This is a genomic window from Flaviramulus multivorans (genome assembly GCF_021728415.1).
Taxonomy (GTDB): Bacteria; Bacteroidota; Bacteroidia; order Flavobacteriales; family Flavobacteriaceae; genus Sabulilitoribacter; species Sabulilitoribacter multivorans.
Genome location: NZ_JAKKDV010000001.1, coordinates 899,811 through 911,740 on the forward strand (window position 1 = coordinate 899,811; position 11,930 = coordinate 911,740).

The window sequence follows — 11,930 nt, forward strand, 5'->3', positions numbered from 1 at the left end:
ATCAAATTAAAACTTATAGCTTAACCCAACTGTATAATAGGTTTGTAATTTATTATCTAAATCATCAAAACCAGTAGCTTCAGCAGGTGTTTGTGCTAAGGCATAATTTAGTGCTTCTTGTTTGTTGTTTCTTAAACCAAAATCAAAACCAACACCAATCATTTTCCATAAAGTGTATCCAAACGAGTTTGTCCATGTCCAGTTTGAGTAATCACTACTCTTATAACTTTGGAACATCGAAAGGTTTGTTTTAAAGTTAACTGCACCAATTTGTCTGGTATAATCTGCTAGGATTTTTGCACCTAAAGACGATTCGAAAACCGTATCACCACTACTAAACACAAAGTTGTAGTTTAATGGGTGTATAACAACTATTAAATTATCAATTGGTGTCCAAGTGGCTCCAACTCCTAAATCTAAATAACCAGGGTCGTTAAAATTATTTAATAAGGTTGTTCTATATTCCATTAATCCTGAAACTGCTAATTTTTTTGTTATGTTTCTACCGTATAAAGATGAAATATTGAATACATCAGTAGTAGGATTAAAGCTATCGTCATCCGTATCAATATCTTTATTATCTAATTTAACCCAGTTTAAATTAGTGCTTAAAGCATTTCTCCAAAAGAATTTCTCTTCAATTAAATTTGCATGGGCATTTAAAGTAAATCCAATGTTACCAGATGAATTATTTGGGGCTCCTTGTGCATACCAATTATTAAAATTAGATATGCTTCCTCCAATGGTACCAAAAGCACCTGTTCTCCAACCAGGTAATGCATCTATTTGTGCTTGAATTGCATTTGCTTCAGCTTGAGCAGCATTAGCCGCAGCTTGTTTTTCTGCTTTTTGAGCTTGTAATTCTTCTTTAGTTTGAGCTTGGATTGAATTTACTCCAATTAAAAAGATAAATAATAATGTTAATTTTTTCATGCTTGTAATGTTTATTAAAAATGCGTGCAAATATAAGGTAATTTCTGTCAAAAAAACAGATTTATATATCCGAAAATTAACAATTGTTAACGCGTTCTATAAAAATAATAAGGTTATACTTGTTTGTTTTTAAACAAAGGAACAGATGAACAGGCTTCGCCATACATAATAGATTTAACTATAGGCTTTAGCTTTGTAGTAAGCATAATATATGCGTTTTGAGGGACAGGTTTGTTAGAACATCCTTTTATGATTATAGGTTTATCTTTAAACTCACTTACGTCTAAATTATTTATAATATCTTGATAAATGGAAGTTTCTAACTCCTCAAGAGTGCCAATAACTACTTTGTTAACAAAGGGCTCTAATTGAATACTTAGTAGCATATAAGCCCAACCGGGAATAATGGCATCGCTACTGCATGTTAAAGCAACATAAGAATTTTGGTATTGTGACCAGTCATAAGCTGAAACCTGAGATCTAAAATCTTTTTCACGCAATACAAAACCTTCAAATAGCCAATCTTTAATATCAAACAGCACTCGTTGTCCTTTTGGATAATAATCTTCAAGGTTAACTGTTACTAATTTGCTATTCGCTACGCGATTTATGATTTCGTCTGACATAAAATCAATTAAAGCATTCCCAATTCCAATTTCGCTTCTTCACTCATCAAATCTTGAGTCCAAGGCGGATCGAAGGTAATCTCTACTTCGGCACTTTTTACTTCATTTAATGATTTTACTTTTTCCTCAACTTCTAAAGGTAACGTTTCAGCAACGGGACAATTAGGTGTTGTAAGTGTCATTAGTATTTTAACGTCGTAGTCTTCGTTCACAAATACGTCGTAAATTAACCCTAATTCGTAAATGTCTACAGGAATTTCTGGGTCGTAAATCGTTTTAAGAACGTTTACTATTTTTTCACCTAATTCGGTTGTATCTATGGTATCACTCATTTTTTCTAATGTTATTTTTTCAGATGTTTATTCGAAATATATCTACAAATAAACTTATTTTAACTGTGTTTGGTATGCAATAGCATACATTTTTAGTTGTTTTATCATACTTACCAAACCATTAGCTCTGGTAGGTGATAGGTGTTCTTTTAATCCAATTTTATCAATAAAACTGGTATCGGCATCAATAATATCTTTTGGGTGCTGGTTTGAAAACGCCCGTATTAAAATAGCAATAATACCTTTTGTAATAATGGCATCGCTATCAGCTGTAAAAACCACCCTATCATCTTTCATTTCGGCATGTACCCATACTTTACTTTGGCACCCTTTTATTATGTTGCTTTCGGTTTTATATTGGTCGTCAATTAATGGTAAATCTTTCCCTAAATCAATCATATATTGATAGCGCTCTTCCCAATCTTCAAACATTGAGAATTCTTCTATAATTTCGTTTTGTATATCTTCAATAGTCACAATCACTAATTTTCAGGCAAAAATACAATAACAAATGTTGCTATTCAATATTTTCGGAAATTGATAAGATTACTTTAACAAGTTCAGCAATTTCTTTAGGGGGATTTCCGTGATCAAAAGGTGCTGATTCGTAAGTTTTGTCTCCCTTCGTGATTTTTAAATGAGCGATTGCCGCACCATCATATTGAAACGCTTTACTTGGGGCTTCTAAAGTTGATATGTTTTCAACTTCAATAGGTCCTAGCATTTTTGTTATGGTATTCCAATTTTTTTCTTCGCATGGATGTAATGATGGTGTGCCACCTCTTTGTTGTAAACTAGAAATGGTTTTTTTATTGATAATGATTTGATTATAAATACCTCTGGATAAAGCTGTATATTCAACAATATAGTCGCCACCGGTTTGTGTGCTTTCATCATTTAAATTGGATGTTTTCTGTTGACATTTACAGGATTGCAGCGTAAACAACATTAAAATTAAGCTTGTAAGTTTTATAAAATGCATGGGTTAAATTTTAAAATTAAGATACAAAAAAGACGCCAAAGTAGGCGTCTTTTAAATTTTTATTAGGTTGATAAAAAGTTAGTTGCCAGCCATAGATGCTCTTGCTCCACCTGAGGCGAAAATAGCACGCATTCTGTTTCTTTGCCCATCTGTAAACATATACATGCATGAATCGTCTGTGTAATCCATGTAGTTCATGGTCATATCCGTTGTTTTACAGTTAACAGTTGGGTATGATGGACAACCATAATTTGCTCCGTCAGATGACGGTGTATCTTCAACAAAATCATCTTGTCTGCATCTTCCATCACCCCAAATATGACGTAAGTTTAAGTAATGACCTACTTCGTGAGTTGCAGTTCTTCCTAAATTATAAGGTGCTGCTGAACCTCCTGGTAAAGTAGAATTTAAAAGTACAATACCATCGGTTGAAGAGTTACCACCAGGGAATTGTGCATATCCTAAAATGCCACCACCTATATTACATACCCAAATGTTTAAATGTGTGTCTGGTGTAATAGGTGGGTATGCAGATTTTATTGCATTATTTGTTCCCCAAGAAGACCTAGAATCGTTATGTCTAAAGGTTCCTGCTAAAGAAAAATTAATATCAGTAATGGTAGCATCGTTAACAAAATTAGTAGCACCTGAAGGAAGTTGGTTTGCATTAGTGCTATTAAAATCGTCGTTTAAAACATTCATTTGTGCCTGAACTTGTGAGTTAGAAACATCATTTGCGTTAGGTAAAACAATGTGAACGTAAACAGGTATGTTGATTGTTCCTAAACCATCATTGATTGGTAACACATCTACATCAGTGTCTCCGCCACCACTTCCGCCACCACCTGGTTTAGTACCGGGTTTGCCTTTGGCAGTTATAAATTTTCTTGTATGATATTCAACATCATACATTTTTTTTGCTAATCCTGGATCTGCATCGAGTTGTTTGTTTAAAACAGCCATAGAATAACAAGTTTTATATTTTTCCTTTGAACTAGCAGATTTAGAACTTAAATCTTCACTAAAATCTGTGTGAACATAAAAATCGCTCATGTCAATTTCTTGCTCTTGAACGATTTCGTTTTTGTCTTCATCACATGCTGTAAATAATACGGCTACAGCTGCCATACTTAAAAATAATTTTTTCATTTTTTAATGGTTTGAATTAGTCGATGCTGAAGATATAATAATTCTGCAAAGTACCTTGCAAATTCACAAAAAATTTGTTAATTATTCGACAAAATGCATAATTTCGTTAAATAGTTAACAATTATTCGTTTCTATGAAAGCATCATTTTAGCCTTTTTTACACCTTCAACAAGGCTATCTATTTCGGCTTTTGTGTTGTAAAATGAGAAGGAAGCTCTAACGGTTCCGGGAATTTTGTAGTAATCCATTATGGGTTGTGCACAATGATGACCTGTTCGAACGGCGATACCTAATTTATCTAGGATGCTACCTACATCATACGGATGAATACTGTCCAAATTAAATGAAATAACAGATGTTTTATGTTCTGAAGTACCATAAATTTTTAAACCGTCAATAGTCAGAAGTTGTTTTGTTCCATATGCCAATAACTCATTTTCATAGGATGCAATAGCATCAAAACCTATAGAGTTCATATAATCTATAGCGGCTCCAAAGGCAATACCTCCACAAATATTTGGAGTACCTGCTTCAAATTTATGGGGCAAGTCTGCGTATGTAGTTTTTTCGAAGGTTACTTCGGCAATCATTTCGCCACCACCTTGGTAAGGCGGCAATTTTTTAAGCCATTCTTCTTTTCCGTAAAGCACACCAACTCCAGTTGGACCACACATTTTGTGTGCTGATGCTACGTAAAAATCCACATTCAATTTTTGAACATCTGGCTTAAGATGGGCACAAGATTGTGCTCCGTCAATTAAAACAGCGGCACCTACTTTATGGGCTTTATCAATGATTGTTTCAATAGGGTTTATGGTTCCTAGAGCATTAGATATGTGATTAACAAAAACAAGTTTGGTGTTTTTTGATAATAGAGTATCATATATAGCCATTTCCAATTCGCCTTCCTGAGTCATTGGAATTACTTTAAGCGAAGCACCTGTGCGCTCACACAACATTTGCCAAGGGACTATATTGCTATGATGCTCTAAAGCGGAAACAATTATTTCATCACCTTTTTTTAATAATGACGAAAAACCATTAGCAACTAAATTTATTCCATGTGTTGTTCCTGAAGTTAGGATAATTTCATGCGAAAACTTAGCATTAAAATGGCGCTGTATTTTTTGGCGAGCTTGTTCATATAAATCGGTAGCTTCTTGACTTAGTGTATGCACGCCTCTATGGATATTAGCATTGTAGTTTGAATAATAATCTACAATGACATCGATAACTTGTTGAGGTGTTTGAGAGGTTGCCGCATTGTCAAAATACACTAAGGGTTTTCCATTTACTTTGCGAGAAAGTATGGGGAAGTCTTTTCTTATATCTTCTACCTTAAACATAGTTCTGTATTTAGCCCCGATAGAAGCGGCATCCTTTTTTATGTTTGATTCTTCAACTGAAATTAGTAAGACATAAAAAAGATACAGCGGATAGCGGGATAAGCTTCAAAATATTTTATAAATCGAAACCTAGGTTTACACCTAATTTGTTAGCAATAATTTTAGTAATACGCTGTTTCATTTCTGGGATTTTAACCGAGCTTAAAACATTGTTACTAAATGCATACATTAAAAGTGCCTTAGCTTCTTTTTTTGGAATACCGCGCGATTGCATGTAAAATAGAGCACTTTCGTCTAACTGACCAATGGTACAACCGTGAGAACATTTTACATCGTCGGCAAAAATTTCAAGTTGTGGTTTGGTATTAATAGTAGCTTTATCGCTAATTAAAATATTATTGTTTGCCTGAAATGCGTTGGTTTTTTGTGCTTCTTTTTCAACAATTATTTTACCATTAAAAACACCGGTTGAGTTTTCGCCAAAAATACCTTTGTAATCTTGATGACTTTCACAGTTAGGCTCAATATGATGTACCAACGTGTTATGGTCTACATGTTGTTTATCTCCAATAATAGTAACACCTTTTAAGGTTGAATCAATCCTTTCACCATGTTGATAAAAGTTAAGATTATTGCGTACAAGGTTACCACCAAAAGCAAATGTGTGAACTGAAGCAACACTTTCTTGCTTTTGTTTTATAAAAGTATTGTCTATTAACGAAGCGTTTAAACTATCGTTTTGAATTTTATAATAATCGACAATTGCACGCTTGTTAGTGAAAATTTCAGTAACAGAGTTGGTTAAAACAGGGCTATTGGTTAAACTTTGATGACGCTCGATAATTTGAACATGAGAATTCTCGTCAACTACAATTAAATTACGAGGTTGAAGCATTAAAGCCGACTCATTACCCGTTGAAAAATGAATAATTTGTATTGGTTTTTCAACCATTTTATTCTTAGGAATATGAATGTATGCACCTTCACTCGAAAAAGCCGTATTCAATGATGGTAAACTATCTTTAGTTGCAGCTTTATTAAAATAATTTTCAATTATTAATCGATACTTTGGTTTTGTTAAAGCAGCAGACATTAAACAAATATCCATCCCATCGTGTGTGGTTTGTGATAAGTGTGATGAATATTTCCCGTCGATAAATACAATTTTATACGAGTCTATGTCGTGGATAAAGTATTTTTTAACATCATTGTATTCAATAGCATTTTCTTGTTTTGGGAAAACACTATAGTCTTCTTTTAAAATTTTATTTAAAGAGGTGTATTTCCATGCTTCCTCCTTTTTAGTTGGAAAGCCTTTATCTTCAAATATTTTTATTGCATCGTTGCGAAGGTTATGAACATAGGTGTCTATATCTACATGATCTTCGAAAACTAAATACGATGATAATAATTTTTCTTTTAAATCCATTTGCTCAATTTTAAGCGTTCACTTCTTCTTTAATCCAGTCGTATCCTTTTTCTTCTAATTCGTGAGCAAGCTCTTTAGTGCCCGATTTTACAATTTTACCGTTGTAAAGAACATGTACAAAATCTGGAACGATATGGTCTAACAAACGTTGGTAGTGAGTTATAACTACCACAGCATTGTCTTTACTTTTTAATTTATTAACCCCATTTGCTACAATACGAAGTGCATCAATATCTAATCCTGAATCGGTTTCATCTAAGATGGCCAATTTTGGATTTAACATAGCCATTTGAAAAATTTCGTTACGTTTTTTTTCGCCACCCGAAAAGCCTTCGTTTAAAGAACGTGATAAAAACTTACGGTCTATTTCTAACAAATCTGCTTTTTCACGAATTAGTTTTAGCATGTCTTTAGCAGGCATATCTTCTAATCCTTTTGCTTTACGCGATTCGTTTATAGCGGTTTTAATAAAATTGGTTACTGACACTCCTGGTATTTCAACAGGGTACTGGAATGATAAAAACACGCCTTTATGTGCACGTTCTTCAGCAGATAACTCTTCAATATCTTCACCTTCAAAAAGAATGTTGCCCTTTTCAACTTCATATTCCTCTTTCCCAGCAATAACTGCTGCTAAGGTGCTTTTTCCCGAACCGTTAGGTCCCATAATGGCATGAACTTCACCTGGTTTTACTTCAAGGTTTACCCCTTTTAAAATGCTTTTATCTTCAACACTAGCGTGTAAATTATTAATTTTTAACATACTATTTATTGTCCTAGTTTTATAACGTTATCTTTATCTTTTGGAGCAGAAACACTGAGTATCTCAACAATTTCTACTTTATTTTCCCAAAGAATTTTTTCGTCTTTTTGATTAGTTATTTTTCCTCTTATTTCTATCTGAACCATATCGGTTGGTTGCTTTTTATATTGTTCAGCCATTTTATTTAGTTCCAGCATTTTGTCGGTTACAAAAACACCATAAATTTCAGCATGTGTTTGCAAAACTGCAGCATCACCATGATAAATAAATGCTCCTTTTAATAGGGTTAAACCATCACTCTGTTTTTCAGTGCGCTCCGAGTTTTCCGGACTTACAGGAGTTTCTTCCTTTTTGGATTTAGTGTCATTTTTACAACCGACTAACACAGAAGTACATAAAAATAGAATAAGTAATTTTTTCATTTTGAATGTAAATGATTTATCCAACACTGCCTTCTAAACTTATTTCTAATAATTTTTGAGCCTCCACGGCAAACTCCATAGGAAGTTTGTTTAAAACCTCTTTACTAAAACCATTTACAATGAGCGCAATTGCCTTTTCAGTATCAATACCACGTTGGTTACAGTAAAAAATTTGATCTTCACCAATTTTACTCGTTGTTGCTTCGTGTTCTATTTTTGCTGAATTGTTTTTTGCTTCGATATATGGAAAGGTATGAGCTCCACACTCGTTACCCATTAATAAACTATCACATTGTGAAAAATTACGAGCGTTTTCTGCACGCGAATTGATTTGAACTAATCCACGATAGCTATTTTGTGATTTACCAGCAGAAATTCCTTTTGATATAATGGTTGATCTGGTATTTTTACCTAAGTGAATCATTTTGGTTCCCGTATCAGCCTGTTGGTAATTATTGGTTACAGCAATAGAATAAAATTCACCAACGGAGTTATCACCTTTTAAAATGCAACTAGGATATTTCCATGTTACCGCACTACCAGTTTCTACTTGTGTCCAAGAGATTTTTGCATTCTTTTCACACAGTCCGCGTTTAGTTACAAAATTGTAAACACCACCTTTACCTTCGGCATTTCCAGGGTACCAGTTTTGTACTGTAGAGTATTTTATTTCGGCGTCATCAAGAGCAATAAGCTCCACAACAGCGGCGTGTAATTGATTTTCGTCTCTACTTGGTGCGGTACAACCTTCTAAATAACTCACATAACTACCTTCATCTGCAATAACTAATGTTCTTTCAAATTGGCCTGTACCTGCTTGATTGATTCTGAAGTAAGTTGAAAGCTCCATAGGGCATCGTACACCTTTTGGAATATAGCAGAAGCTTCCATCACTAAATACAGCACTATTTAGCGCAGCATAAAAGTTATCTTTTTGGGGTACTACAGTACCGATATATTTTTTTACAAGTTCGGGATGCTCTTTTATAGCTTCACTAATTGAACAAAAAATAATACCCTTTTCGCCTAATGTTTTTTTGAATGTTGTAGCCACTGAAACAGAATCGATCACTACATCCATAGCGACACCAGCAAGTTTTTTTTGCTCATCAAGGGAAATTCCTAGTTTTTCAAATGTTGCTAATAATTCTGGGTCAACTTCATCAATACTATCATATTTGGGTTTGCTGTTTGGTGCAGAATAATATGAAATAGCTTGAAAATCTGGTTTTTCGTATTTAACATTAGCCCATTCAGGCTCGGTCATTTCTTTCCAAGCTTTAAACGATTCTAATCTCCAGTCCGTCATCCATTGAGGTTCTTCTTTTTTCTTAGAAATTGCTCGAACAATATCTTCATTTAAACCAATAGGAAATGTATCAGACTTTATATCTGTGTAAAAACCATATTCGTATTCTTTGGTTTTTAATTCTTCGCGTAAATCATCTTCGGTATACTTCGACATAATGCTTTCTGATTTTATTATAATGAAAATGATTCGCCACAACCACAAGTACGGTTAGCATTTGGGTTGTTAAACACAAAACCAGTTCCGTTCAAACCTCCTGAATATTCTAAGGTTGTTCCTATTAAATATAAAAAGCTCTTTTTGTCAACAATAATTTTAACGCCATTGTCTTCAAAAACTTTATCGTCTTCTTGCTTTTCTTTATCAAACTTTAAATCGTAAGAAAGTCCAGAGCATCCACCGCTTTTTACACCTACTCGAACAAAGTCTGTTGTAGCGTTATAGCCTTCTTCTTGCATAAGCTCAACAACTTTTTTCTTAGCTATTTCTGATACTGTTATCATAATTTATTAATTATATCTATTCATGTAATATTTTAATTTCAATAGGTATCACATGTAACCTTCATTCATAAAAAATAATCTGTCAAACAAATTACACAGATAATTTTATTAAGACGGTTTCTAAATAGAGCACAAATATACAATATAAGTCATGGATTACCATATAACCTAACATTATATTAATATATGGTTTTATAGTTTTTTGTTATTGATTTTTAAAATCAGGATTATTAATAAATTCATAATCTGAAAGCGCTAAAAGAAAAGATTTTAAATCGGCTTTATCTTTATCTGATAAACCAACACCACCTTGAGCTACTTTTTTCATTAAAGGATCTATCGTTGGTGAGTTTTTTAATCCTTCGCTGTAATGATTTATTACGTCTTCTAGTGTAGCAAATCTACCATCGTGCATATACGGCGCTGTGAAGGCTAAATTGCGAAGTGAAGGTGATTTGAACTTTCCATTATCTGCAGGATCGCCAGTAACTTCGCCTAAGCCTAAATCTGAAAATCTTTCATCTAACCCATTGTTGTGAAAAATATTATCAGTCCATAACGGGTTTTTATCACTACCATGGCAATGGAAACAATCACCCCTGTTTTCATCCATAAATACGTTAAATCCATTTAGCTCTTCTTCGGTAAGCTCTATATTACCTAACAGATAATTATCAAATTTTGAGTTGGCAGATATTAAAGTACGTTCAAATTGTGCAATAGCTTTAGTTACCAAAGTAGAATCAATGGTTGATGTCCCGAAAGCTTGTTGAAATAGGTTTGGATATTCAGGGTGTTGTTGAAGCTCTTCCTCTAATTGAGTCCACGAACTTTTCATCTCAATGGGGTCGGATACAGGTATGAAAGCTTGATGTTCTAAACTAAAAACGCTTCCATCCCAAAAAAATTTTTCATCATAATTCCATGCTAAGTTAAATAGTGGCATAGAGTTTCGATTTCCAAGAATTCCATCTATACCATCACTAAACCTGTCGGAATCGGAAAACGCATTTTGCGGGTTATGGCAATCTGCACAAGCTTGGGTGTTATTCGCAGATAGGATAGGATCGAAAAATAGTTTTTTACCTAAAGAAATACCTTCTGCTGTTTGAGGGTTATCAATAGGAATTATAGGTGATAGAATATTTTCTTGAAAAAGTGGAGGGATTTCTAATGGTCTTTGTGTAGGAGCATATTGGTCTACACTTTCATTTGAACAAGAAATGCAAATGAAAACACCTATAAAGCCCATATAGACTAACCATTTTTTCATCTGTTTAAATTTTATTGTTTTTATCGGTTAGATGTAATTCGCCAATAATCATTTTGGATATTCCAACTTCTTGTTATTGCTCATTTCAAAATCATTGTATAACAGATTCTAAACTAAATACGTTTTGCCCATTTTCATTCATCATAATTTGCGCGTCATAATTTGGCATTAAAGCGTTGTTTAATTCGTTTAAATTCCAAGTGTTAGGGTTTTTAAACCATTCGGCAATATTCATGGCTATGTTAAAAGTTACATTTTGTGTAATGTTTACAGGACCTAAGTTTACCTCAATTGAAGTATCTTGTAACACTAGCGTTGAGCCAGTGTTATCTACCGCTCTTATTGTGTGGTATGCATAACCTGTTTCGTTTGAATTCTCATCTATAAATTTGCCTTCTAATTGCATATAATGATAACCACCACCTAGCATTTCAGGTACATTCCAGGATGCTGAATTCAAATCTGGGTAATTTCCACTATTGTAAACATCATCAAAACCAAAAGTAAAACTTACGTTACTGTAATTGCCGATGGGAATTTTTGTACTCGGTACAAACGATAAATTTGTACCATTAGTTACATCAACCAAATTATAACCACTTATTACAATATCGTCACCATTTGCTTTTTGAAAAGCTATTTTTGAAACTATATATCGCAGCTTAGTAATACTTAAATCATCGCCATTAGCATTAGTGAATTGAATAATGTTAAAAAGAATTTTAAAAACGGCCGTTTCATCCCAATAATGGATGAAATTAAAGGTTGTGCTTACTTCAGGAGTAGTAGTGTTTTCATCATTTTCTTTGCTACAAGAAAAAATAAAAAGTGTTAGTGTAAAAAGAACGATTATATTTTTCATT

At 33.4% G+C, this 11,930-nt stretch carries 14 protein-coding genes; all 14 read right to left on the reverse strand.

Annotated features, from left to right (window positions below; all coding sequences use genetic code 11):
• Nucleotides 1–6: 6 nt before the first annotated feature.
• Nucleotides 7–933, reverse strand: coding sequence for a DUF3078 domain-containing protein (locus L3X39_RS03975; RefSeq protein ID WP_237230450.1), 927 nt, complete (start codon nt 931–933; stop codon nt 7–9).
• Between the two features lie 113 nt (nt 934–1,046).
• Nucleotides 1,047–1,559, reverse strand: a complete 513-nt coding sequence (locus L3X39_RS03980; RefSeq protein ID WP_237230451.1) for a DUF2480 family protein — start codon at nt 1,557–1,559, stop codon at nt 1,047–1,049.
• A gap of 8 nt (nt 1,560–1,567) precedes the next feature.
• Nucleotides 1,568–1,891, reverse strand: a complete 324-nt coding sequence (locus L3X39_RS03985; protein WP_237230452.1) for a DUF59 domain-containing protein — start codon at nt 1,889–1,891, stop codon at nt 1,568–1,570.
• A gap of 54 nt (nt 1,892–1,945) precedes the next feature.
• Entirely contained in the window at nt 1,946–2,368 is a 423-nt protein-coding gene (locus L3X39_RS03990) for a SufE family protein (RefSeq protein ID WP_237230453.1), read from the reverse strand.
• A 40-nt stretch (nt 2,369–2,408) separates the two neighbouring features.
• On the reverse strand, nt 2,409–2,873 hold the full coding sequence (locus L3X39_RS03995) for a hypothetical protein (RefSeq protein ID WP_237230454.1): 465 nt from the start codon (nt 2,871–2,873) through the stop codon (nt 2,409–2,411).
• Between the two features lie 78 nt (nt 2,874–2,951).
• Nucleotides 2,952–4,022, reverse strand: a complete 1,071-nt coding sequence (locus tag L3X39_RS04000; RefSeq protein ID WP_237230455.1) for a zinc metalloprotease — start codon at nt 4,020–4,022, stop codon at nt 2,952–2,954.
• Between the two features lie 131 nt (nt 4,023–4,153).
• Complete coding sequence (locus L3X39_RS04005) at nt 4,154–5,368, reverse strand: aminotransferase class V-fold PLP-dependent enzyme (protein ID WP_237230456.1); 1,215 nt, start codon at nt 5,366–5,368, stop codon at nt 4,154–4,156.
• 115 nt (nt 5,369–5,483) lie between these two features.
• Complete coding sequence (gene sufD, locus L3X39_RS04010) at nt 5,484–6,797, reverse strand: Fe-S cluster assembly protein SufD (RefSeq protein ID WP_237230457.1); 1,314 nt, start codon at nt 6,795–6,797, stop codon at nt 5,484–5,486.
• A gap of 10 nt (nt 6,798–6,807) precedes the next feature.
• Nucleotides 6,808–7,560: a Fe-S cluster assembly ATPase SufC gene (sufC, locus tag L3X39_RS04015; RefSeq protein WP_237230458.1), complete on the reverse strand. Its 753-nt coding sequence runs from the start codon at nt 7,558–7,560 to the stop codon at nt 6,808–6,810.
• Between the two features lie 5 nt (nt 7,561–7,565).
• The gene (locus L3X39_RS04020) at nt 7,566–7,982 is read right to left on the reverse strand and encodes a hypothetical protein (RefSeq protein ID WP_237230459.1); all 417 of its coding nucleotides are present in this window, start codon (nt 7,980–7,982) and stop codon (nt 7,566–7,568) included.
• 16 nt (nt 7,983–7,998) lie between these two features.
• Complete coding sequence (gene sufB, locus L3X39_RS04025; RefSeq protein ID WP_237230460.1) at nt 7,999–9,447, reverse strand: Fe-S cluster assembly protein SufB; 1,449 nt, start codon at nt 9,445–9,447, stop codon at nt 7,999–8,001.
• Nucleotides 9,448–9,464: 17 nt separating this feature from the next.
• The gene (locus L3X39_RS04030; RefSeq protein ID WP_237230461.1) at nt 9,465–9,794 is read right to left on the reverse strand and encodes a HesB/IscA family protein; all 330 of its coding nucleotides are present in this window, start codon (nt 9,792–9,794) and stop codon (nt 9,465–9,467) included.
• A gap of 205 nt (nt 9,795–9,999) precedes the next feature.
• Nucleotides 10,000–11,067, reverse strand: a complete 1,068-nt coding sequence (locus tag L3X39_RS04035) for a cytochrome-c peroxidase (protein ID WP_237230462.1) — start codon at nt 11,065–11,067, stop codon at nt 10,000–10,002.
• 91 nt (nt 11,068–11,158) lie between these two features.
• Nucleotides 11,159–11,929: an MbnP family protein gene (locus tag L3X39_RS04040; RefSeq protein WP_237230463.1), complete on the reverse strand. Its 771-nt coding sequence runs from the start codon at nt 11,927–11,929 to the stop codon at nt 11,159–11,161.
• Nucleotide 11,930 lies beyond the last annotated feature (1 nt).

Coding starts and splice junctions, on each gene's coding strand:
- L3X39_RS03975 (WP_237230450.1), bottom strand. CDS start 933: ATGAAAAAATTAACATTATTATTTATCTTTTTAATTGGAGTAAATTCA.
- L3X39_RS03980 (WP_237230451.1), bottom strand. CDS start 1,559: ATGTCAGACGAAATCATAAATCGCGTAGCGAATAGCAAATTAGTAACA.
- L3X39_RS03985 (WP_237230452.1), bottom strand. CDS start 1,891: ATGAGTGATACCATAGATACAACCGAATTAGGTGAAAAAATAGTAAAC.
- L3X39_RS03995 (WP_237230454.1), bottom strand. CDS start 2,873: ATGCATTTTATAAAACTTACAAGCTTAATTTTAATGTTGTTTACGCTG.
- L3X39_RS04000 (WP_237230455.1), bottom strand. CDS start 4,022: ATGAAAAAATTATTTTTAAGTATGGCAGCTGTAGCCGTATTATTTACA.
- L3X39_RS04005 (WP_237230456.1), bottom strand. CDS start 5,368: ATGTTTAAGGTAGAAGATATAAGAAAAGACTTCCCCATACTTTCTCGC.
- sufD (WP_237230457.1), bottom strand. CDS start 6,797: ATGGATTTAAAAGAAAAATTATTATCATCGTATTTAGTTTTCGAAGAT.
- sufC (WP_237230458.1), bottom strand. CDS start 7,560: ATGTTAAAAATTAATAATTTACACGCTAGTGTTGAAGATAAAAGCATT.
- L3X39_RS04020 (WP_237230459.1), bottom strand. CDS start 7,982: ATGAAAAAATTACTTATTCTATTTTTATGTACTTCTGTGTTAGTCGGT.
- sufB (WP_237230460.1), bottom strand. CDS start 9,447: ATGTCGAAGTATACCGAAGATGATTTACGCGAAGAATTAAAAACCAAA.
- L3X39_RS04030 (WP_237230461.1), bottom strand. CDS start 9,794: ATGATAACAGTATCAGAAATAGCTAAGAAAAAAGTTGTTGAGCTTATG.
- L3X39_RS04035 (WP_237230462.1), bottom strand. CDS start 11,067: ATGAAAAAATGGTTAGTCTATATGGGCTTTATAGGTGTTTTCATTTGC.
- L3X39_RS04040 (WP_237230463.1), bottom strand. CDS start 11,929: ATGAAAAATATAATCGTTCTTTTTACACTAACACTTTTTATTTTTTCT.